Here is a 20,287-nt window from a genome sequence, read left to right as displayed (position 1 = left end):
AAAAAATCAGTCTATTCCCAACATTCTCATTAACACATCAAATTAAATCTTAACCTGAGCACAACAAAAAATCAATTTCATTTACACAATTTTAACAATTTTGATGTTTCAGCCATTCATTTTTAGCGATCCAAGCGCCTCCGATAACGCCGGCATCATTTCCAAGTGCTGCGATTGAAATATCAGCAGCTTGGGCTGCCCGCGGAAACGCGCATTTGCGGAATGTTTTCTCGACTTTTGATCTCAGCAGTTCTCCGGCTCTCGATACGCCGCCGCCAAGAACGATTTTGGATGGATTAAGCGAGCTTGCCAAATTTCCGAGCACCAAACCAAGATGCTTGGCTACATAATCAACCACCTCAAGGGCAATTTCATCATTTTCACCCGCCGCTTCAAACACATCCCGCGCTGACAATTGTTCGGTTGCTTTTAAACGTGTCGTCTTTTTAGCATTTGCTATTTTTTCTTTTGCAATTCTTACAATTCCGGTTGCTGACGCAATTGTTTCGATACAGCCCGTTTTGCCGCAGTTGCAGGGCGCTCCGCCTTCAGGGATGCTGCAAATATGGCCGATTTCTCCGCCGGCGCCATTTATACCATGTACAATTTCACCATTTGCAATGATGCCGCCGCCAACTCCTGTGCCAAGCGTCACGAGAATGACGTCTTTTGCGCCATCACCCGCTCCCTTCCACATTTCCCCGAGCGCAGCAATATTCGCGTCATTTTCTATAACAGCTGGGATGCCGGTTTCTGTCTCCAGATGGTTTTTCAAAGCATAATTTTTCCACCCTAGATTTACTGTTTCATAAACCACTCCTGCCGCCATATCTACAGGGCCTGGTGCACCCATTCCGATGTATTTGATGATGTGCTTCGGTTTTTGCAGCTCATCCAGCTTGCTGTCGATTGTTTTTGCAATTGTGACAGTAATCGTGTCGCCGGTTTTATCAGTCGGAACTTCCCACTTATGCTGAATTTCGCCATATTGATTAATAAAAGCGAGTTTAATCGTCGTTCCTCCCAGGTCAATGCCCGCAAACCATATCTCGTCCATTTTTATCACCTTAGCCTTTATAAAAATCTCTTCCGTTTTTTGTTTGTTCCAATTCTTTTCGAAGGACAGCTGCCGCTCTGGCCCACTGCTCCTTTTCAATCATGTGGTTCATGTATAATTCCTTTAATTCATCCAGCATAAACTCAATTTCAAGCTCTCTGTCTCCAAAATAAACAATGTGGCCAAACGTTTTTAACAGCTGCTGCACATCATAAAATGTATTCATTTTCCTCACCATTTCTTGAACTTAACTATCATAAGCGTATTCATAAGGAAGCGGTCAGTCAAGAAGAAAACGCTGACAAAAAAGCCAGCTTCCTTTCCATATTCCACCTCTATGATTCTTTATTGTTTTCAATTTGCCGCTGCAGCTCCTTGTAGCGCTGCTCCTTCGGCTTCAGTTTCACAGCCGTCTGGATGGCCTTTTCTGCTTGTGCAAGCTCATTTTTTTCCGCATACAATAACGCTAAATTGTAATAGGAAGCATGGTCTTTAGGTTCTTTTTTCACTGCTCGTTCCAAAAGGGAAACCGCCTGATCATATTCGCCGATTTGAATATCAGAAACAGCAAGAATTTTCAAAAGATCGGCAGAGGCATCTTTTTGCGCTGCTTCTCCGTTCAGCAATTCTGTTACTTCTTCATACTTTCCTTCCTGATACAGCTCGCTTGCCTGCTGAATCAGCGCTGACTCCTGGTGTGAAGGCGAATGCAATCCGTAATATAAAAATCCAACAGCCAAAGCAATCAGCAAAACCGCTGACAACAATCTTTTTCCAAAGGCTCCGGCTTTAGGCAACCCCAGTGCTGCTGCAGCGAAAAAGCCGCCAATCAAGCCGCCGATATGTCCTGAATTATCAATATTCGAAACCGCAAAACCAAAGCCCAGATTGATGATAATAATGACAATAATATTGGTTCCTATAGTTCTTAAAAACATTTTTCGATTAGACAAAGCAACATACAGTAATGCACCTAAGCATCCGAATATGGCTCCTGATGCCCCTGCCGAAGGATACGGGCTGAACACAAAACTCGCAATCGAACCCGTAATGCCAGCAGCCAGATAAATCAGCAAAAATCTCCCCGATCCATACATCCGCTCAACCGCTGTACCAACCGACCATAAAGCCAGCGTATTAAAAGCTAAATGCGCTATGCCGATGTGAAGCACGATCGGTGTCAGAAGCCGCCACCATTCTCCTTGTGCAATCAGGCTGTTTTCTTTTGCTCCAAAAGCCACCAGTGTCTCCGTATTAGTGCTGCCTCCGTTTATTTCGAGCAAGAAAAACATCAGGATCTGAAGCGCAATAAATAAATATGTAAAAGTCGGTTTTCCGTTTTGAAAAACCGCCGCTTCAGTTTTTCTCTGTTCTTCTTGTTTCAGCACTAGCGAAAGGAAGCGTTCTCGCGCCATTTGCGCGTTTTCAAACGAAGCGTGTTCCTCTGAACAATCTTCTGTACGAAATGATGGAAAAACCGCTTGAAGATCATCTCGAAGCATCGTTCCTCTAACGATCGCCGGCTCAACTGACACAGTTCCCTTCTCAAAAGTTTTTTTTGCAATCTCTTCCCAGTCATCAACAGGGGCTTCCGTTGAAAAAAACACATTCAGCAGCTTCATCCTTCGTCTGCCCAATTGATGTCTGACTCGTTCTACTCGTTCGGCCTGCTCTTCGATGTCTCTAACCATTTCTTGACGGAAATCAAGATCGTGCTTATAAAGACGAACTAGATCATGAGAGGACTTGTCCGGCGCTTCCAGCCATATTTCATCTGACTCACCGGCTTGTATGACGCCATACCCGCTATTCACCAGGTGCGCCGCAATTTTCCAATATGTATACTCCAGCAAAAACATGTTTACCGCTCCAATAGTTTTTTTTTCATTATAACAGCTGGCGCTCCGAAACGCCTACTGAAAGCAAAAAATCCCGTTTTTCACGGGATTTTAGAAAGCTTGCTGTATAAACTTATTGCGGATAAATGGAATTCTTAAAAACAAATGGATAAAAGACCGCCTGATTCCTGGCTGGCTGAGTACAGTATTCATAAGACGGTAGCGATTTTGATAAAACATGACGGCAGAAACCGCGAAAATGGCATATATCAAAAGTTTTTTCATGATATCCCTCCTGCCAATAGGGTTTGTTATTCTGCCTTATTTATTCTCGAATAAGGGACAGGAAAGTTATGAAAAACAAGAAATAATCCGATCCTCTGTTATCAGCTTATGTACCGGGATGTCATGCGGCAAACGGGGTACGTGCGCAAACAGCTGGCACTCCAAAAGCAAAGAGACTGTCTCCCCTTCATATTCACTTAAATAGCGATCATAATAGCCGCCTCCAAAGCCGACCCTAAACCCGTTAACATCAAAACAAACACCTGGAACGATCACCAAGTCAATTTGTGATGGGTTTACTTCTTTTGTTTTTTCAATTACCGGCTCGAGCAGTCCGGCGTAAACGGTTTCGAGCTGATCATCGGTCTTATATGTCCGAAATTGCATTTTCTTCGTGTCCGGATGGCATTTTGGGATGCAAACTTGTTTCCCTTCTTCCCAAGCCTGCTCAATGACAGGACGCGTCGGTATCTCTAATCCTCTGGAGATGGTGACCGCAATGGTGCCGGCATTTTGCCACTCCGGCAGAGAAAACAAGTACTTATACATACGTTCCGTTTTTTGAAGCAGATCTTCATTTGATAAAGCAGACAGTGCCTCCAGCGTCTTTTTTCTTAATTGTGATTTCATCTCTCATCCCCCTCGGAATAGAAAAAAAGCCAGAACCTTTTTCAAAGCTCTGGCTTTTTTCTTACACCTCAAACAGCAAAGCTGTTATTTTGTTTCACGGTGTAACGTAGATTTTTTATCACGTGGGCAATATTTTTTAAATTCAACGCGGTCTGGATTGTTGCGTTTGTTCTTTTTAGAAATATAGTTACGCTCACCACATTCAGTGCAAGCCAAAGTAATATTAACGCGCATTATTTTCCCTCCAAACTAAAATCATTTACTTATTCAGACTTATATATAATACCACTATAATGGACGGAATGCTAGGCTGTTTTTCAATGAATTGCTGAATTATTGAAGATACGCTCATAAAGCTGCAAATATGATGACATAATGAGTCGGGGGTGGTGGAGCTTGAACACTTGTTGTCTGCCAGCTTCTTTTATCCGGCGGGCTTTTTCCCGGTCTTTTAAAAAACTGTCCAGCAGATCAGCCGCTTCCTGTACGAGCGTAAAATCAGCGATGATTGCCGTTTTGTCATGAACCGCATAATCACAAAAACCACCTGACCGAGAAACGACAGTCAGCACACCTTGTTCCATGCTTTCTTGCGCGGCAAGCCCAAACGGTTCATAAGAACTAGGGAAAACAGCCATTTCACAGTGAGACAGTAACGTTCTGATATCTTTCCTATTTAGAAACGGCAGAAACATGACGCGATCCTTCAGGTTATATGCCGCAGCCAATTTCTCATAGCAGGACAGAGACGGCCCCTCCCCAGCCAGCACTAGATAGAGGTCAGGCTGACGCTGCTTCAAGATGGCAAACACCTTTAACAGCTGCGATAATCCTTTTTCCGGAACAAACCTTCCATATGAAAAGAGGAATCTTCTATTCATGCTTCTCGGGATTTTCCCCTTCTCTTTCTCCATAGATGCAGGACTCGGGATAGCGGTTATTTTCTTATGTGCCGCCTTATCAAGAGACCGCTTCATAAATGTGCTTAATACGATCAATGCATCAGCGGATTCTATAAGGAGCCGTTCGGTCATGAGCCTGTATGGGTGTGGGGCTTCTCGGCACACCTTCTTCCTTTCGCTTTCAAGACCGTGGATTGTCGCAGCAAGCGGAAGGCCAAGCCGTTGTTTCAAATACTGGGCGGCAGGGGCAGTTGTGTCATCATGGGCATGAATCAGATCAAAGCGTTTATTGTGTGATAACACATGGCGAACCATTGTAAAGTTAGCATCAGCTATGTAATCTTCAAACTTCGCATACGAAAACAGCTGCCCGCTCGGAGTACAAACCGTAATGTTGATATGAGGGTTTAAATAGGAAATGAGGCGGTTTAAATGGACACCGAGCCCGCTTTTCGGCTCATCGGGATGTTCGGGTGAAAGCATGAGAATGTTCACCGTTCTTTTTCCCCTCTCCCATAACAGGTGTATGCAGAAAATTGCGCCTCCCACCTGGTGTGCGCTTCTTCAATCTGAAAACTGTTTATATGACGAATCCCATTTTCATCAAGATAGATGTCGTCTGTACCGGCAAGCTTGAGAGAGACATTCATTGAATTCACAATTCTGTATTCAGCCCGATATACAGCATCACCAGCCGCCTGTCTAATCGTCCATTCTCCTTTATCATACGTTGTGCGTTTTGTCCTGACAGCTTCAATGTCTTTTCTTTTGATGACAATGCGCAATTCTTTTATCATATCCTGCGTTTTTTCGAAAAGGACCGCTTCAGCCAGCCGCATTGTTTCTTCCGAGATTTCCCAGCTTACGGTCAAGGTGTGAGCGTTTTGAATGATTATGTCGAATGTGTCCCTAAAAAAGGAAAGCTTATGTCGTATATTATAGGGAAATGGGTGTTTATCCATGGACTCCTAACATTCTCCTTTCCAATCGTTCACTTCGTGTTCCTATTAAACCATTACATAAAGAAGAAGCAAAGAAAGATTTCTCGACAAAATCTCGTTTTTTTCGCGAATTCCTTTAGAAACTATTGGTTTTATGGTATAAAAAAGAAGGATAAAAAAAGAATAGAAGGTGATGAAACGTGGAAATTGCTATTATTGCGTTGTTTATCGTCAGTATAGCGCTAATTGCATTCTCATATTCTCAAAGAGACCCGATGAAAGATGTAGAACAGGAGCTCGAAACACTGCAGCTTTCTGCGATGCAGGAAATTTACAAGCTCAAAAAGAAAATGACAGTGCTTGAGGAAGAATTACTGGAAACAAACCTTGTCATTCGCAAATCAAAGCAGAGCGACATCAATCAAAAAATCGCTAAACAAATACTTTCTAAATATAATAACGGTATGTCAGCTGAAGCGATTGCTAAAGCTGAGCATGTATCAGTGGAAGACGTGAATACGATTATCAAAGATAATGAGAAGGTGCTCGTATGACAAAACGGGGCATTCAGGCATTTGCTGGCGGCATCATTTTAGCGACAGCCGTTCTTGCAGCTGTTTTTTATCTGACTGACGAAGATCAGGCCGCTGCTGTAAAAGATAATAAAACAGTAACTGAACAAGACGTGAACAATTACCTTGATTCTAAAAAAATGGTTTCTGTGAACCGTGATGAATATCAAAAACTTCTTGATTCAAAAGAGAAATCGTTGACCGATGACAGCAGCTCAGACACGAAAACAGACAAAGTCAAAACGTACAAGCTCAAAATTAAAGATGGCATGAGCACTGCGGATGTATCTGCTATTCTTGAAAAAGAGGGCATTATCTCTTCGGCTCAAGACTTTAATGACTATGTCATTGATGCCGGCTATCACAAAGAAATTCGTGCCGGCGAGTTTAAAGTAAAATCAGACATGAGTTTCAAAAAGATCGTAAAAACGTTAACACGATAAAAAAACAGGCTGACTCAGCCTGTTTTTTTCATCCAAACTTTCCTGAAATGTAATCGAGCGTTCTTTGGTCCTTCGGGTTAGAGAACATTTTATTCGTATTGTCGCATTCAACAAGCTCGCCCATGTAGAAAAAGGCGGTTTGATCAGAAACCCTTGCTGCCTGCTGCATGTTATGCGTGACAATGACAATTGTATATTTATTTTTCAGCTCTAGAATGAGTTCTTCAATTTTTCTCGTTGAGATTGGATCTAGTGCAGATGTCGGTTCATCCATCAGCAAAATATCAGGATTGGTCGCAAGTGCTCTGGCGATGCAAAGACGCTGCTGCTGGCCCCCTGACAGCGAAAGAGCGGACGTATGCAATCGATCCTTCACCTCATCCCATAACGCCACGTCTTTTAATGACTTTTCCACAATTTCCTGAAGCTTCTTCTTATTTTTGGTGCCGTGGACTCTCGGTCCGTAAGCCACATTATCAAAAATAGATTGCGGAAACGGATTCCCTTTTTGGAATACCATGCCGATATTTTTCCGTAAATCCACGATGTCCACTTTATCCTTTAAAATATTGCTGCCATTATAGTTCAGCTCACCTGCAAGCTTTACATTTGGCGTCATTTGAATCATTAAATTCAATGTCTTGATAAAGGTCGATTTCCCGCATCCGGATGGACCGATAATCGCCGTAACCTCATTTTCATAAATGCTCAAATTGATATTTTTTAAAGCATGATGCTGTCCATACCATAAGTTCATTCCATTGACTTGATAGACTTCCTGTTTCATTACAGCTTCGGTAGCAATACTCATTGCCGCCCTCCTATCCGAATTTCCCGTTAATATAATCCTCTGTCTTTTGCTTTTTCGGACTCGTGAAAATCTGTTCGGTCTGTCCGTATTCTACAAGCTCGCCGTTTAAAAAGAATGCCGTCCGGTCAGAAACCCGCAGAGCCTGCTGCATATTGTGCGTGACAATAATAATTGAGTATTCTCTTTTCAATCCTGTAATTAATTCCTCTATTTTCGCATTTGAAATCGGATCAAGCGCTGAAGCTGGTTCATCAAGCAGAAGAACAGCCGGCTTCATCGCAAGTGTTCTCGCGATGCATAAACGCTGCTGCTGGCCGCCGGATAACGAGAGTGCGGATGAATGTAAACGATCCTTCACCTCATCCCAGAGGGCCGCTTTTGTTAAACTTTCTTCCACAATTTCATCTAAAACAGCTTTATTCCGCTCTCCGGCATATTTCAATGCATGTGTGATATTCGCATAGATCGATTTCGGAAATGGATTTGGTTTTTGAAAAACCATTCCGATTTCTCTTCTCAAGCTGACAACGTTAATATTGCCGCCCAATATATTTAATCCTTCATAAAGGATTTCACCTTCCGCTCTTGCAGATGGAATTAAATCGTTCATTCGGTTAATATTTCTCAAAAAAGTAGATTTTCCGCATCCCGACGGCCCAATTAAAGCAGTCACCGCATTTTTTTCAATATCCATGTTTACATGATGAACGGCTTGTTTATTTCCGTAATAAATGGACAGATCTTTGACCTCAAGCACGTGATTCTGCTTCGGAACAATAACAGCTCGCTCAGGTTTTTCTTTTACCATTTGTTCAGACATGTTTTTCGCCTCTTTCCGTTCTAATTTGCCGTAAGCTTTTTGTAGATCATCGTGCCAAGCCATCTCGCCGCGAGATTAAACACAAGAACAGAAATCACCAGCACGGCAGAACCACCGTTGGCAATCGCTTCAGCATCCGGAATCATTCCTTGTGTATTGACGTTCCAAATGTGGACCGCAAGTGTTTCAGCGGGCCTGAAAATATTAAGCGGTGATGTTTCCGAAAACGGGTTCCACTCCGTAAAATTAAGACGCGGTGTTGTCAGGCCTGCCGTAAATAATAATGCGGCCGCTTCCCCGAACACCCTTCCTGACGCTAAAATTGCTCCTGTGATGATAGAAGGAATCGCACTTGGAATTAAAACTGTTTTTACGGTATGCCAGCGTGATACACCTAAAGCGAGAGAGGCTTCCTTCAGATCTTTAGGGACTGAACGGATCGCGTCTTCTGTCACACGCACCATGACAGGAAGGTTAAAAACAGTTAACGCAAGCGCTCCGCCTATGATCGTATATCCCCAGCCTGTTAAGTTGACAAACATCAATAATCCAAACATCCCAATGACAATAGACGGAAGAGATGAAAGCACCTCTATACATGTTCTGATGAAGTCAGTTACTTTGTTATTAGGCGCGTATTCAGCCATGAAGACTCCGCCGCCCACACCGAGCGGGATTGTAATCAGCATTGTAATAAACAAAATATAAAAGGAGTTAAACAGCTGATCTCGTATGCCTCCTCCAGCTGCAATGGCGCTCGATTTTGTTGTAATAAATTGAAAACTGAGCTGAGAAACACCGTTTATAATAATATAGGAAAACAAACCTACTAAAATGGCAGCGATAATGGCTGCACACAAACCAAACATTCCGGTCGCCAGTTTATCTGTTATTTTGCGGTTCATTACACTTTCCTCCTAGATGACAAGTAGCGAATAAGCAGGATGAACAAGAATGACATCACCAGAAGCACAAGCCCCATTGACCACAGCGTATTGTTTTCAACGCTTCCGTATGTGGTGTGGCCCATATTCAGCGTGATGATCGTTGTCAGCGTTCCCGCAGTGTCAAACAGGCTTTCCGGCAATACTCTTGTATTTCCAATGACCATCTGAACAGCCAAAGCTTCGCCGAACGCCCGAGCCATGCCTAACACAACAGCTGTCATCAATGTTGGAAAAGCTGCAGGCACAAGTACTTTTCTGATCGTCTGCCATCTTGTCGCACCAAGCGCGTAAGAACCCTCTCGTAAACTCTTCGGAAGAGAAGCCATTGCATCAGCAGAAATCGATGTGATCGTCGGCAGAATCATGACGGAAAGGACAATCGTTCCCGCCAATAAACTGTGCCCTGTTCCGCTCGATTTGAACTGGGCGATAAACGGCACCAATACTGTAAGACCTATGAATCCATAAACAACAGATGGAATACCGACTAAAAGCTCAATCACCGGCTGCAACACTTTCTTTCCCCAATTCGGGGCAATCTCTGTCATAAAAATCGCACCTGCAATGCCAAGCGGCGCAGCGATTAGAGCAGAAAGAATCGTTACTGCAAATGAGCCAAAAATAAATGGCAGCACTCCGTATTTCGGATCAGTATCTGTAGGATTCCAATTTAAGCTCGTTAAGAATTCAATTGGGCTTACACCATTTACAAGAAAAGATTGCAGCCCCTTCACGCCGAGGAAAATGGTGATCGCAACAGATGCCGCAATCATAATCAGCGCACATGCTGTCACAATCATTCTTCCCCGAACTTCATCCAATTGCCGATTTTGCCTTGAGCTGATTAAACGCTCGCTCACAGACATATTTTCTCTATTGTTTATCATTGTTTTACACTCCTATGAATGTGTTAAGAGGAGAAACGGTTGTCCCCGCACTCCTCTTTTTATTAAGATCAGCTTTGCTTCCCGTTGGCATCGCGTGTCACTTTCATATCAGTAACCGGAATGTAGCCTTGGTCAGTAACAATGCTTTTTTGAATGTCTTCACTCTTTAGATAATCAAGAAATTCTTTAGCTAAACCTGTCGCTTCACCTTTTGTATAAGAATGCTGATAAGCCCAGATCGGATACTCGCCAGTTGCTACATTTTTCGCTTCAGGTTTAACACCGTCAATAGATAGAGGAGTTACTTTGTCATCTGTTAAATATGAGAATGCAAGATATCCAATCGCTCCCGGAGTATCAGCAATGATTTTTTTCACCGTGTTGGAGGAATCTTCAGTAATGCCTTCTGCAGGCTCCGCTCCGTCAAGCGCATATTTCACAAATGTAGCACGTGTGCCGGAAGAATCAGGACGGTTTACAAGTGTAATCTTTTGGTCTTTGCCGCCGAGCTCTTTCCAGTTTTTAATTTTGCCAGTGAAGATTTTTTTCAATTCATCTTTTGAAATATCCTTCACACCAGCATCAGGGTTTACAGCTGCTGCCATACCAACTACAGCGACTTGATGATCGACGAGCGCTTTTGCATCGATGCCTTCTTTTTCTTCAGCAAAAACGTCTGAATTCCCGATCTGAACAGCTCCTTCAGAGACTTGAGAAAGCCCTGTTCCAGAACCGCCAGCTTGTACCTGTATATCAGCATCAGGGTTTTCTTCCATAAATTTTTCCGCGGCTGCAAGTACTAGTGGCTGCATGGCCGATGAACCAGAAATGGTTAAAGAACCTGATGCCTTTTCTTCTCCTTTTGCAGAATCGCTTTTCGATTTTTTACTTTCTCCTGCATTTCCGCATGCAGCTGCAATCATCATAAAAGCAGCCATCAGAAGCATAAGCACCAATTTGTTTTTTTTCATTTCCTGAATTCCCCCTGCGTATAATGTGTAATTTGTCCTACACGTATAGAGTAAAGGTTCTATGTAAAAAGGGTTTGAACCGAATGTTAAGGTTTTGTAAATCAGTGCGTTTTTTTGTATAAAAAAAACGCCCACATCATGTGAGCGTTTCTTTTTAGTTATCAGAAGACGTTGTGTTTTCTGCATTTTCTTCAATTTTGTCTTTATTCTTTTGCTGAGTATCTTCTTTGTCCTGCTTCGATTTCAGCTCAAAATATTTATCCATTACTTCCCTGCCGATTTCGTTTGTAATTGAGTATCTTTGATTGTAATCAATGTAAGTCCAAGGAACTACGACAGAAATAGCAATCTCAGGATTGTCAGCTGGTGCATAAGCCACAAGCGTCGTATTATAAGTGTCTGTTCCTGTTTTTGATTTATCCGGTCCGTCGTAAAATGATTGGGCTGTTCCTGTTTTTGCAGCTGGTTTATACGATGCTGAAGCCAGTTGACCTGCAGCTGTCCCTTTAGTGGCAACCCGTCTAAAACCGGCTTGGACCTCTTCAATATAGCTACTCTTCATATCGACTTTATTCAATACTTCAGGCTGAACAGAATCAACGACTGCGCCGATCCCTTTTTTCGCATTTGAATCTCTGACTTCCTTTACAAGCTGAGGCTTCATGCGGTAGCCACCATTTGCTATGGTGGAGACATATTGAGCCAATTCCAGCGGTGTATAAGTATCATACTGTCCAATGGCGAAATCAAGCAAGAAACCAGATAATCTGCTTGTACCTTTATATCCCGTCATTTCATTTGGTAGATCAATTCCTGTTTTTACTCCTAATCCAAATTGACTGAAATAATTTCTGAAGGTATCAAATGCAGAAGTATCCAAAGGCAATGCTTGGTGAGGTTTATATTCACCTTTACCAACTGCAATAGCTGTTTTAAACATAAAAACGTTTGATGACTTCTCTAATGCAGTTTGAATACCAACCGGCCCTAAGTTTTGCCAAGATTTTTTCCCTCTTTTATCCTGGCCGATATACAATGGTTCATCCTTAAATACAGTATTCAAATTAATCGCTCCAGTTTGAAGACCGGTCAAAACGGTTGCACCTTTTACAGCTGATCCCATAGCGTAGGATGAAGTCATGGCTCCTAATGCATAATCATCAAACTTATAGGCTCCATTTTCTCGTTTAATCTGCTTCCCTGCCATTGTCAGCACTTCGCCGTTTCTAGGGTCCATCATGACAACGAATGCACGATCCAACAATTCGGTACTAGGTCTTGCTTTAGCAGCTTTAAGTTTTTTCTCAATAATTTTTTCCACTGATTTTTGCAAATCAATATCAATTGTTAGTACAAGATCTTTCCCGGCTTTGCCTTCAGATACCGTTTTTGTTCCCGTGACATTGCCTTTTGAATCTGTGATATTTTCGACTTTTGCTTTTTGGCCCTGCAGAAGGCTTTCATATTGGTATTCCAGATAGCTTTTTCCGACCCTGTCATTTCGGCTGTAGCCAAGCGATAGATAATGGTCGAGCAAGTTGGACGGCAATCCTTCATCAGAGCTGGAAACACTCCCGAGCACTGAGCGAAGAAGGTTTTTATATGGATATTCACGTTCCCAATCGGACGTGACATCAACTCCAGGCAGTTCGTCTAAATGTTCACTTACCACTGCCATTTCCTTCGCTGATACATCCTCATTTTTAATATATTGAGGGGTCAAAGCATAGCCTGAATCCATACGCCTTTTGATAGCAAGGATCTGCATATCTTTATCCGTCAATTCATTCAGCTGCTTATCAGTAATCCGTTTTAGCTGAAGCTGGTATAAATCGTCATCGGATAATTTTTTCTCTTCAACCTGCTGTCTTTCTTTAGAGCTAATCAGCTTTTTCGCTTCTTTCGGTCTAGTCAAAATCCAATAATCTTTTTTATCCCGTTCTGTTACTTTTTTTGTATCGACTTTGATCATGCCAGACAGCTTTTTTGCGATCTTTAAGCGCTGTTCTTGCGTGGTCGATTTAGATCTCGTGTACGTGATTGCATTTAAAGCCTTATTTGTCACAATGGCATTAAAGTTTCGATCATAAATTTTCCCGCGCGGTACCGCTGAGCTGACTTCACTTTGTTCCTGCTTATTCGCTTGGTTTTTGTAATCATCGCCTTGCACGATCTGCTTGATGCCCAGTTCCACAATAATCCAGGTAAATATAACAAAGGCAGCTAAAAATAAAATATTCAGCCGGATCGGAAGCGACTTCTTTTTCTCTTTATGATTTTGCTTTTTTTGTTTATTTCTCCTCATAACATCACCTTTTCTATTTACAGAAAGAAAAGACACTCAAGTAAGAGTGCCAGTTTTCATTTTAAAGGTTTTTTCGACTTTTTTCTACAGATAACCCCTTTTTGGCAAAAAAATTATCTCTCGTCTTTTAACAGGGTCGGTTCTGTTACCCGTTTTTGGCCGTCTTCTTCCATGGTTTCATTTTCCCCTTCTTTCTCCTTAAAACGGATATCCTTGACAAAGTAATAAATCAAAGGATGTCCTATACCCAATATCGCAAGTGACAAAGGAATTCCCACATCCTCTTTCAGAAGGGCCACAATCAGGAGAAAGCACAAAATGGAAACAATTCTGCCGGCGTTCAAGAACATTTCTCTAAGCACGATATATTCAATTCTTGCTTTTCTGGCATGCCTCGCGCGCCCTATCACATCATATGTAAGTGATACATATGGCACAAGCAACAGAGGATAGCCGATGGCAATAAAAACGCCATACGTTAATAATGTCGAAAAGCTCATATGGAACAGAATCAAAAACAGAGCGCCATACAAAATAAGTCCGCCCAGCAAAATCGATTTTTTTCTCGCCTTTTTCTTAATCAGCCTGGATGCAAAGTAGTAGGCAAAGAAGGAAACAGCTGAATTGACAAGACCGAATGTACCGAGAGCAAGTTCGCTGTTTGTCTCAATAAATACAAACACACTGATTAAAAAGACAAAAATCCCTTCTCTCAAACCCTGAAAAAAATGCGCATTCGTGATTCTCCGCCAATTCATATTGCTATGGCGCTCTCCAAATACTTTGCTCAGCATAAAACGGCCCTTTGATTCTCTCCGTTTTAAGAAAAAGCTCATCACGACAGCCAGGGCAAATAAACTGAGGGAGAGACTGAAAATCACTGTATAACCCGTATTATTTTCAAGCCTTGAGATCACGAATCCGGCTACAATCGGGCCGATCATTCCTGCAGAGGAAGACAGAATGCCCATAAACCCGTTGAAAAAGTCTCGTGTATCCGGCTCTGTTATTTCAAAGGTCAGCACGTTAAACGCTAGCCAATAAAAGCCATAGCCAACTCCGAGCACCGCGCCGATTAGCACGAGACGGCTGGCCGCCGTTTCTCCGGCTAAAAGCACACTTAAATAAAAGGCAGCTAAAAAAATGACGCCGAACCTTAAAATGAATACCCTGTCTATTTTTTTGGCTAACCGTCCAGCCAAATAAAAGGTTATCGGCTGCATTGTCACAATGGATAAATTATATATCGCCAAATCAATAAATTTCCCTGACTGCTTCCAAAGATACACATTAACAAATGTATTGGACAGTGCAATTCCCAGCGAGTAAAGCCCGCCAATGGTCAGCAGAAAGAGTAACCCTTTGTTTACGTCTACATCGCCTATCACTTTTTTTAGTTTGCTCATTACTGACTCCCCTTTACTATCCCTTAGTCTGTCTCACTCAAACCGAGATATGTAAAAAGAAGACATAAAAAACAAGGTCCCATAATGAGGACCTTGTTTGTGCCATTATTTTGCTTCGCTGTATAGACGAGCCACTTCGTCCCAGTTTACAACATTCCAGAAAGCTGAAATGTAATCAGGACGGCGGTTTTGATAGTTAAGGTAGTAAGCATGCTCCCAAACGTCAAGACCTAAGATAGGCGTTTTGCCTTCTGAAAGCGGAGAATCTTGATTTGGCGTGCTTGTGATTTCAAGTTTCCCGTTGTTCACAACAAGCCATGCCCAGCCAGAACCGAAGCGTCCAGCTGCTGCTGCTGCGAATTGCTCTTTGAATTTGTCAAAGCTTCCAAATACACTGTTGATCTCTTCAGCAAGCGCGCCAGTCGGTTCGCCTCCGCCGTTTGGAGATAAAAGTGTCCAGAATAATTTGTGGTTCGCGTGTCCGCCGCCGTTGTTGCGGACTGCAGTGCGGATGTTTTCAGGAACAGAATCAAGATCTGCAACAAGCTCTTCAACTGATTTGTTGGCAAGAGCAGTGTTTCCTTCAACCGCTTTGTTTAAATTTGTCACGTATGTGTTGTGGTGTTTCGTATGGTGAATAGTCATAGTTTCCTTGTCGATATGCGGTTCTAAAGCATCGTACGCATAAGGTAATTCTGGAAGTTCGTAAGCCATGATAATTCCTCCTTAGTATATATGTACTGAAATGCCGCTTCACAGCGAGCCTTTCTTCATTCAATGTAACAAAAGAATGCTTTGTAATCAATGAAAAAGCTCACGATTTGGCTCATTTCAGCGACATATTTCACTTTAACCGATAATCTGCCCCATTAAACCTGCCGCCAGCATTTCTTATAGGACCGTCCATAAAAAGTATCCGATCATCAAAAGCTGTATGATGCCCTTTGCAATAACCCCTGTTAAAAAACCAATGAGTGAGCCGAGGCCAATTTTAAACGCTGACTTTAAGTCCTTCTGATGAACGATAAGTTCTGCGCAAACAGCCCCGATAAACGGCCCCAATATGATCCCTGCAACCGGAATGACAAAAGGCCCGATTAATAAACCGATCGTGCTTCCCCATATGGCAGCTTTGCTTCCTCCGAACCTTTTTACTCCAAGCAGATTCGACACGTAATCTGCTGCGAATAATACTGCGGCAAAAACTGCCTCAACAAGCCAGAACATATAAGAATACGGACTGAATGAAAATAAAAATCCGTACAATACAAATCCGGCAACAATAAATACTACGCTCGGAATAACAGGATACACCAGCCCGATAAAGGCAATGATAAAAACCGCTGCAATCAACAGCCAATACAACATATCCATAGCTTCCATCCTCCCATTTTACTCTGTCTTCTTCATGTCTTCCTTGTATTCACACGCATGCAACGATACAATAAGCAACATATATTAGTTTAGCTAGGAAGTGAAGATAGTGAATGTGTTTCAGCTTTTCATTAAAAGTACATACTCTCCCCGTGATATTGCAAAAACAAGATTTCAAGGAATGGGAAAAGCGATTCTTTATGTATTTTTGCTCTCTGTCCTGTTTGCAATCCCTACCGCTTATTATGTAAGTACAGGGACCGTAAAATCAATGAACGGCTTTAAAACTGTTTTAAACAAAGATTTCCCTGATTTCACAATTTCAAACGGCAAACTTCAAACGGATGAGAAAAAAGCCACGGAATCTCAAGCAAATGGTTTCGTTATCGTGTTCGATCCGACAGACTCCTATGGCACTGAACAAATTGAAGCAAAGCAAAACGCAATCGGCATCCTTCAGAACAAATTTGTTTTGGCCATTGACGGACAAGCCCAAGAAATGTCTTACTCAATGATGCCGTCAGAGTTACAGAAAAAAGATGTCATTGCAGGTTTAAACCAAAATAAAGCGATGATTGTAACTGTTCTCTCAGCTCTTATTTTTCTCGTAACAGCAGCGGGAAAATTTATTGAAGTATCGTTTTTAGCGCTTATCGGGTTAATCATTAAGAATTCGCAGAAAAAACATTTATCCTATCATCAGCTCTGGAAGCTTTCTGCTTATTCCATCACACTTTCAACTGTATTCTTTACAATCATGCGGGCACTAGAAGCAACCGTACCAAGTGAATTTTTGCTGAACTGGTTTGTCAATTTTGTCATCCTGTTTCTCGTTTTAAAAGAGATTCCGTCCAAAAAAGTAATTAATAAAAGTTAAATTATATTTATTTTTATCCTTTAAGTAGAGAGTGTGAAAGCATTTGCATTAACTTTTTACTTAAGGGATATTTAATAAAATGTATAGAGCTTAAACAGATACATTTATAAAAAAAGCTCTACAATTACTCAAGAACAAGCTCTGGACAATAATATCAGAAGTAGTAAGATGTAACATGAAAGAAGTTCTTAACAGCATTTGACATATGTTTTTAACAAAATAAGAATAATGTTAAATTTTAACTAATAGACTAGTTAAAATCATATGGCAAAATATTTTGCATCCTTTCACAACATATTTACATAAGATAGTTGCTATTTAAAAAGCCAGGTACCAATAGGGCACCTAGCTTTCAGAATTAAATCATCAACAAGTTAGAATTATCTTCTTTCCTTCTATTCTCATTATTGAACTGTTATCTTTTTTGTGGGTTTATGTATACAAATGCAGCTCCCTTAGCTTTCCCCTTATACACTGATAAACCTACTGCCCAAGGTGTTCCTGTCGGTTTTGGTAATTTACTGAAGTAAAACTTTTTGGTTGGAGTTCTACTTGAAAAGTACCCTGAATATTGCGGGCCAATGTCCCCACCCTCAACTATAGATACACCAAAGCTCTTATAATTTAGTTTACCGCATTTTCCATTTGTTTCGGCGTAAGCATCAATAGATGTTGCACTCTTAGTATATGTATAAGCATCTGTAATAACTCTTATTTTACAACCAGAAATACCACTTACCGGTTGCCAACCACTGCTTGCAGCCTCTGCTTTTTCTTTAGGTGCAACTACCAAAGTTAACATTAGTAGCAAAATTAAAAACACAGAAAATTTTCCTTGCTTCATTTTGTAGATCCTCCTTTAAACTATTACATAATTATCCTAACAGATCCATTGTTCATTGTAAATAATGGAATACGAGTTTTATATTATAAAAGCCTCTTTTTGATCTAATTTTGCACTATTTTCTATTTTCTATCTGAAGTTAATGTTTAGTCGAAGAAATCCTGTCAAAAAAGCGCCTGTATAAAAACCGAGCATTCGCAGTCTCTTTTCTTTTGTCATGAATCGAAATGGACAAGCATACTATGGTATAAAATTTCGTATGCGGGAGGAAAAGCGATGAAGCGTCTCACCTTAGTATGCAGCATTGTTTTTATACTTTTTATTCTTTTTTATGACCTTAAAATTGGAACCATACCCATTCAGGACCTCCCTGTCTATGAAGCATCAGCAAAAACGGCTGTACAAGAACCGGCTTATAAAACGGTGAAGGTAAAGCCGGGTGATACGGTTATGTCGATAGTCGGATCAGCAGGTTCTCCGGATGACATTGTAAAGGATTTTGAAGCACTGAATCCAAATGTGAAAGCCAATGCCATTCAAGCGGGAACAGCGTATAAATTCCCGGTCTACCCTTAATTTAACGTTAATTTCTTGTCAGTTCGGCGAAGACACTGTTACAATGTAATTTGTAAAATAAATTCACATAAACCATACTAGAATTGTTATATCTAGAAGCGGCAACTACAATTAAGGAGCGATTGCAAGTGAGTGAAATCACACATCGTACAAAAACGCGTCCCGTCAAAGTGGGACCTTTAACAATAGGCGGCAACAATGAAGTTGTCATCCAAAGCATGACAACAACGAAAACACATGATGTAGAAGCAACGGTTGCAGAAATTAACCGTTTGGCTGAAGCCGGATGCCAAATCGTTCGGGTAGCATGTCCGGATGAACGGGCAGCAAACGCCATTGCGGATATTAAAAAGCGCATTTCCATTCCTCTCGTTGTTGACATACATTTCGATTATAAACTTGCGTTGAAAGCCATTGAAGGCGGCGCAGATAAAATCCGAATAAACCCCGGCAACATCGGCCGGCGCGAAAAAGTTGAAGCGGTTGTTAAAGCGGCCAAAGACAAAGGCATTCCGATCAGAATCGGAGTAAACGCCGGTTCATTGGAAAAACGCATTTTAGAAAAATACGGTTATCCGACTGCCGATGGAATGGTAGAAAGCGCACTTCATCACATTAAAATTCTTGAGGATCTTGATTTTCACGATATTATTGTCAGCATGAAGGCCTCTGACGTGAACCTTGCAATCGAGGCTTATGAAAAAGCGGCGAAAGCGTTTGACTACCCGCTTCACCTCGGGATCACCGAGTCAGGAACACTGTTTGCCGGCACAGTAAAGAGCGCAGCAGGACTCGGCGCCATTTTAAGCAAAGGCATCGGGAACACCATGCGCATTTCACTAAGCGCAGACCCTGTAGAAGAGGTAAAAGTAGCAAGGGAGCTTCTGAAATCTTTCGGCTTAGCCTCCAATGCTGCCACGCTCATCTCATGTCCGACTTGCGGCCGTATTGAGATTGATCTAATCAGCATTGCCAATGAAGTGGAAGAGTATATTTCTAAGATAAAAGCGCCGATTAAAGTTGCTGTTCTCGGCTGCGCTGTAAACGGACCTGGTGAAGCGAGAGAAGCTGATATCGGAATCGCTGGCGCACGCGGTGAAGGGCTGCTGTTCCGGAAAGGGAAAATTGTCCGTAAGGTTCCAGAGGAAACGATGGTAGAAGAACTCAAAAAAGAAATTGACATTCTTGCTGAGGAACACTACGCAAAACTTGAAGCTGAAAAAGCAAAATTAAAAGAAGAAACACAAAAAGCTTGACGGGAACCCGTCAAGCTTTTTTGTGTTAGAAAAATGGAATAATAAATATTCCAAGCACTAATGAAACGACACCGATACCCATTGCCCAGGCTCCAAGGCCTTGTGCACCTCTTCTTCTTGCGATATAGCCGACAATAATACCAGCAGCTCCCAATAAAACAGGCAGTACAAACAATGAAATGATGGACAAGGCTAAAGCGATATATCCTATTCCCCGTCCTTCATTGACATTGCCGCCGCTGCGATCATTGTCTTGGTCATTGCTGCGGTCAGCAGCACGATAAGGCTCTGCGATTTCAGCAGCTGTTTCCTCAAAAAAACCGTCATTGTCGCGGGTAATATTTGTCCCTTCAGATCCATGATCAACATAGTAACTGTTGTTATCACGCTTTTCGTAATCGTTTGCCACCTTCAATTCCCCCTTCTGTTTTATTAAAGGAGCTTTTATAGTTTGATCCATTTTGCCTGATTCATGTTTGCTAAACTTTTCTGTTAATGTCAATTGTTTATGTTACACTTGAAGGGATGAAACTGAAGGAGTGTGG

The 20,287-nt window shown here is 41.8% G+C and carries 24 protein-coding genes; 5 read left to right on the top strand and 19 right to left on the bottom strand.

From position 1 onward, the window contains the following. Window positions 1-91: 91 nt before the first annotated feature. The 8 genes from glcK to MKY10_RS09270 form a co-directional block, all read right to left on the bottom strand. Entirely contained in the window at window positions 92-1,057 is a 966-nt protein-coding gene (glcK, locus tag MKY10_RS09305; RefSeq protein ID WP_003230132.1) for a glucose kinase GlcK, read from the bottom strand. Between the two features lie 10 nt (window positions 1,058-1,067). Then, a complete protein-coding gene (locus MKY10_RS09300; RefSeq protein ID WP_004399107.1) occupies window positions 1,068-1,283 on the bottom strand; it encodes a YqgQ family protein in 216 nt (71 codons plus the stop codon). Window positions 1,284-1,392: 109 nt separating this feature from the next. Beyond that, window positions 1,393-2,916, bottom strand: coding sequence for a rhomboid protease YqgP (yqgP, locus tag MKY10_RS09295; protein ID WP_003230128.1), 1,524 nt, complete (start codon window positions 2,914-2,916; stop codon window positions 1,393-1,395). A 90-nt stretch (window positions 2,917-3,006) separates the two neighbouring features. Beyond that, the gene (locus MKY10_RS09290; RefSeq protein WP_003230126.1) at window positions 3,007-3,180 is read right to left on the bottom strand and encodes a hypothetical protein; all 174 of its coding nucleotides are present in this window, start codon (window positions 3,178-3,180) and stop codon (window positions 3,007-3,009) included. A gap of 66 nt (window positions 3,181-3,246) precedes the next feature. After that, complete coding sequence (locus MKY10_RS09285) at window positions 3,247-3,810, bottom strand: 5-formyltetrahydrofolate cyclo-ligase (protein WP_029726712.1); 564 nt, start codon at window positions 3,808-3,810, stop codon at window positions 3,247-3,249. Window positions 3,811-3,894: 84 nt separating this feature from the next. After that, window positions 3,895-4,044, bottom strand: a complete 150-nt coding sequence (gene rpmG / locus MKY10_RS09280; protein WP_003153056.1) for a 50S ribosomal protein L33 — start codon at window positions 4,042-4,044, stop codon at window positions 3,895-3,897. 83 nt (window positions 4,045-4,127) lie between these two features. Further along, the gene (locus MKY10_RS09275) at window positions 4,128-5,207 is read right to left on the bottom strand and encodes a glycosyltransferase family 4 protein (protein ID WP_029726711.1); all 1,080 of its coding nucleotides are present in this window, start codon (window positions 5,205-5,207) and stop codon (window positions 4,128-4,130) included. Continuing rightward, entirely contained in the window at window positions 5,204-5,674 is a 471-nt protein-coding gene (locus MKY10_RS09270; protein WP_009967744.1) for a hypothetical protein, read from the bottom strand. Before MKY10_RS09270 ends, MKY10_RS09275 begins: the two co-directional genes overlap by 4 nt. Window positions 5,675-5,853: 179 nt before the next feature. Here MKY10_RS09270 and MKY10_RS09265 point away from each other — a divergent pair, with 179 nt between their 5' ends. Both MKY10_RS09265 and MKY10_RS09260 read left to right on the top strand, forming a co-directional pair. Beyond that, window positions 5,854-6,207 carry a hypothetical protein gene (locus tag MKY10_RS09265; RefSeq protein ID WP_014477348.1) on the top strand — a complete coding sequence of 118 codons (354 nt, stop codon included), beginning with the start codon at window positions 5,854-5,856 and terminating at the stop codon, window positions 6,205-6,207. Then, a complete protein-coding gene (locus MKY10_RS09260) occupies window positions 6,204-6,668 on the top strand; it encodes an endolytic transglycosylase MltG (RefSeq protein WP_014480272.1) in 465 nt (154 codons plus the stop codon). The genes MKY10_RS09265 and MKY10_RS09260 overlap by 4 nt, the downstream gene beginning before the upstream one ends. Before the next feature lie 28 nt (window positions 6,669-6,696). Here the strand turns inward: MKY10_RS09260 and pstB (MKY10_RS09255) are convergent, their stop codons facing one another. The 9 genes from pstB (MKY10_RS09255) to MKY10_RS09215 all read right to left on the bottom strand — a co-directional run bounded on the left by pstB (MKY10_RS09255) (window position 6,697) and on the right by MKY10_RS09215 (window position 16,189). After that, a complete protein-coding gene (gene pstB / locus MKY10_RS09255) occupies window positions 6,697-7,479 on the bottom strand; it encodes a phosphate ABC transporter ATP-binding protein PstB (RefSeq protein WP_014480273.1) in 783 nt (260 codons plus the stop codon). A gap of 10 nt (window positions 7,480-7,489) precedes the next feature. Next, window positions 7,490-8,299 (bottom strand): phosphate ABC transporter ATP-binding protein PstB, encoded by an 810-nt coding sequence (gene pstB / locus MKY10_RS09250; RefSeq protein WP_009967747.1) that lies wholly within the window; start codon window positions 8,297-8,299, stop codon window positions 7,490-7,492. Between the two features lie 20 nt (window positions 8,300-8,319). Further along, complete coding sequence (pstA, locus tag MKY10_RS09245; RefSeq protein ID WP_003230103.1) at window positions 8,320-9,204, bottom strand: phosphate ABC transporter permease PstA; 885 nt, start codon at window positions 9,202-9,204, stop codon at window positions 8,320-8,322. Further along, on the bottom strand, window positions 9,204-10,133 hold the full coding sequence (gene pstC / locus MKY10_RS09240) for a phosphate ABC transporter permease subunit PstC (RefSeq protein ID WP_015714268.1): 930 nt from the start codon (window positions 10,131-10,133) through the stop codon (window positions 9,204-9,206). The genes pstA and pstC overlap by 1 nt, the downstream gene beginning before the upstream one ends. 68 nt (window positions 10,134-10,201) lie before the next feature. Then, window positions 10,202-11,104 carry a phosphate ABC transporter substrate-binding protein gene (locus tag MKY10_RS09235; RefSeq protein ID WP_015251699.1) on the bottom strand — a complete coding sequence of 301 codons (903 nt, stop codon included), beginning with the start codon at window positions 11,102-11,104 and terminating at the stop codon, window positions 10,202-10,204. Window positions 11,105-11,258: 154 nt separating this feature from the next. Continuing rightward, complete coding sequence (gene pbpA, locus MKY10_RS09230) at window positions 11,259-13,409, bottom strand: penicillin-binding protein 2A (protein WP_015251698.1); 2,151 nt, start codon at window positions 13,407-13,409, stop codon at window positions 11,259-11,261. 113 nt (window positions 13,410-13,522) lie between these two features. After that, on the bottom strand, window positions 13,523-14,815 hold the full coding sequence (locus MKY10_RS09225) for an MFS transporter (protein ID WP_048655101.1): 1,293 nt from the start codon (window positions 14,813-14,815) through the stop codon (window positions 13,523-13,525). A 105-nt stretch (window positions 14,816-14,920) separates the two neighbouring features. Beyond that, window positions 14,921-15,529, bottom strand: coding sequence for a superoxide dismutase SodA (gene sodA, locus MKY10_RS09220; protein WP_004398583.1), 609 nt, complete (start codon window positions 15,527-15,529; stop codon window positions 14,921-14,923). Between the two features lie 177 nt (window positions 15,530-15,706). Next, a complete protein-coding gene (locus MKY10_RS09215) occupies window positions 15,707-16,189 on the bottom strand; it encodes a DUF456 domain-containing protein (protein ID WP_004398518.1) in 483 nt (160 codons plus the stop codon). A 109-nt stretch (window positions 16,190-16,298) separates the two neighbouring features. On the opposite strand from MKY10_RS09215, the gene MKY10_RS09210 reads away from it, so the two are divergent. Continuing rightward, window positions 16,299-17,066 carry a DUF1189 domain-containing protein gene (locus tag MKY10_RS09210; RefSeq protein WP_048655100.1) on the top strand — a complete coding sequence of 256 codons (768 nt, stop codon included), beginning with the start codon at window positions 16,299-16,301 and terminating at the stop codon, window positions 17,064-17,066. 415 nt (window positions 17,067-17,481) lie between these two features. On the opposite strand, the gene yqgA is transcribed toward MKY10_RS09210, so the two are convergent. Continuing rightward, complete coding sequence (yqgA, locus tag MKY10_RS09205; RefSeq protein WP_009967754.1) at window positions 17,482-17,910, bottom strand: cell wall-binding protein YqgA; 429 nt, start codon at window positions 17,908-17,910, stop codon at window positions 17,482-17,484. Window positions 17,911-18,186: 276 nt separating this feature from the next. On the opposite strand from yqgA, the gene MKY10_RS09200 reads away from it, so the two are divergent. After that, window positions 18,187-18,486 (top strand): LysM domain-containing protein, encoded by a 300-nt coding sequence (locus MKY10_RS09200; RefSeq protein WP_003230087.1) that lies wholly within the window; start codon window positions 18,187-18,189, stop codon window positions 18,484-18,486. Between the two features lie 122 nt (window positions 18,487-18,608). Further along, entirely contained in the window at window positions 18,609-19,742 is a 1,134-nt protein-coding gene (gene ispG / locus MKY10_RS09195) for a flavodoxin-dependent (E)-4-hydroxy-3-methylbut-2-enyl-diphosphate synthase (protein WP_010886567.1), read from the top strand. Between the two features lie 25 nt (window positions 19,743-19,767). On the opposite strand, the gene MKY10_RS09190 is transcribed toward ispG, so the two are convergent. Further along, on the bottom strand, window positions 19,768-20,157 hold the full coding sequence (locus MKY10_RS09190; RefSeq protein ID WP_010886568.1) for a DUF308 domain-containing protein: 390 nt from the start codon (window positions 20,155-20,157) through the stop codon (window positions 19,768-19,770). Between the last annotated feature and the right edge of the window lie 130 nt (window positions 20,158-20,287).

The sequence above is a fragment of the Bacillus sp. FSL P4-0290 genome (assembly GCF_037975435.1).
In the GTDB taxonomy this organism is placed as follows: Bacteria; Bacillota; Bacilli; order Bacillales; family Bacillaceae; genus Bacillus; species Bacillus subtilis.
Note: the sequence above shows the minus strand (reverse complement) of the source record. Positions and strands in the feature narration are given on the sequence as shown.

What these genes read in the sequence shown, in the direction of transcription:
- glcK (WP_003230132.1), bottom strand. Translation starts at nt 1,057, where the DNA reads ATGGACGAGATATGGTTTGCGGGCATTGACCTGGGAGGAACGACGATT.
- MKY10_RS09300 (WP_004399107.1), bottom strand. Translation starts at nt 1,283, where the DNA reads ATGAATACATTTTATGATGTGCAGCAGCTGTTAAAAACGTTTGGCCAC.
- yqgP (WP_003230128.1), bottom strand. Translation starts at nt 2,916, where the DNA reads ATGTTTTTGCTGGAGTATACATATTGGAAAATTGCGGCGCACCTGGTG.
- MKY10_RS09290 (WP_003230126.1), bottom strand. Translation starts at nt 3,180, where the DNA reads ATGAAAAAACTTTTGATATATGCCATTTTCGCGGTTTCTGCCGTCATG.
- MKY10_RS09285 (WP_029726712.1), bottom strand. Translation starts at nt 3,810, where the DNA reads ATGAAATCACAATTAAGAAAAAAGACGCTGGAGGCACTGTCTGCTTTA.
- rpmG (WP_003153056.1), bottom strand. Translation starts at nt 4,044, where the DNA reads ATGCGCGTTAATATTACTTTGGCTTGCACTGAATGTGGTGAGCGTAAC.
- MKY10_RS09270 (WP_009967744.1), bottom strand. Translation starts at nt 5,674, where the DNA reads ATGGATAAACACCCATTTCCCTATAATATACGACATAAGCTTTCCTTT.
- MKY10_RS09260 (WP_014480272.1), top strand. Translation starts at nt 6,204, where the DNA reads ATGACAAAACGGGGCATTCAGGCATTTGCTGGCGGCATCATTTTAGCG.
- pstB (WP_014480273.1), bottom strand. Translation starts at nt 7,479, where the DNA reads ATGAGTATTGCTACCGAAGCTGTAATGAAACAGGAAGTCTATCAAGTC.
- pstB (WP_009967747.1), bottom strand. Translation starts at nt 8,299, where the DNA reads ATGTCTGAACAAATGGTAAAAGAAAAACCTGAGCGAGCTGTTATTGTT.
- pstA (WP_003230103.1), bottom strand. Translation starts at nt 9,204, where the DNA reads ATGAACCGCAAAATAACAGATAAACTGGCGACCGGAATGTTTGGTTTG.
- pstC (WP_015714268.1), bottom strand. Translation starts at nt 10,133, where the DNA reads ATGATAAACAATAGAGAAAATATGTCTGTGAGCGAGCGTTTAATCAGC.
- MKY10_RS09235 (WP_015251699.1), bottom strand. Translation starts at nt 11,104, where the DNA reads ATGAAAAAAAACAAATTGGTGCTTATGCTTCTGATGGCTGCTTTTATG.
- pbpA (WP_015251698.1), bottom strand. Translation starts at nt 13,409, where the DNA reads ATGAGGAGAAATAAACAAAAAAAGCAAAATCATAAAGAGAAAAAGAAG.
- MKY10_RS09225 (WP_048655101.1), bottom strand. Translation starts at nt 14,815, where the DNA reads ATGAGCAAACTAAAAAAAGTGATAGGCGATGTAGACGTAAACAAAGGG.
- sodA (WP_004398583.1), bottom strand. Translation starts at nt 15,529, where the DNA reads ATGGCTTACGAACTTCCAGAATTACCTTATGCGTACGATGCTTTAGAA.
- MKY10_RS09215 (WP_004398518.1), bottom strand. Translation starts at nt 16,189, where the DNA reads ATGGATATGTTGTATTGGCTGTTGATTGCAGCGGTTTTTATCATTGCC.
- yqgA (WP_009967754.1), bottom strand. Translation starts at nt 17,910, where the DNA reads ATGAAGCAAGGAAAATTTTCTGTGTTTTTAATTTTGCTACTAATGTTA.
- MKY10_RS09200 (WP_003230087.1), top strand. Translation starts at nt 18,187, where the DNA reads ATGAAGCGTCTCACCTTAGTATGCAGCATTGTTTTTATACTTTTTATT.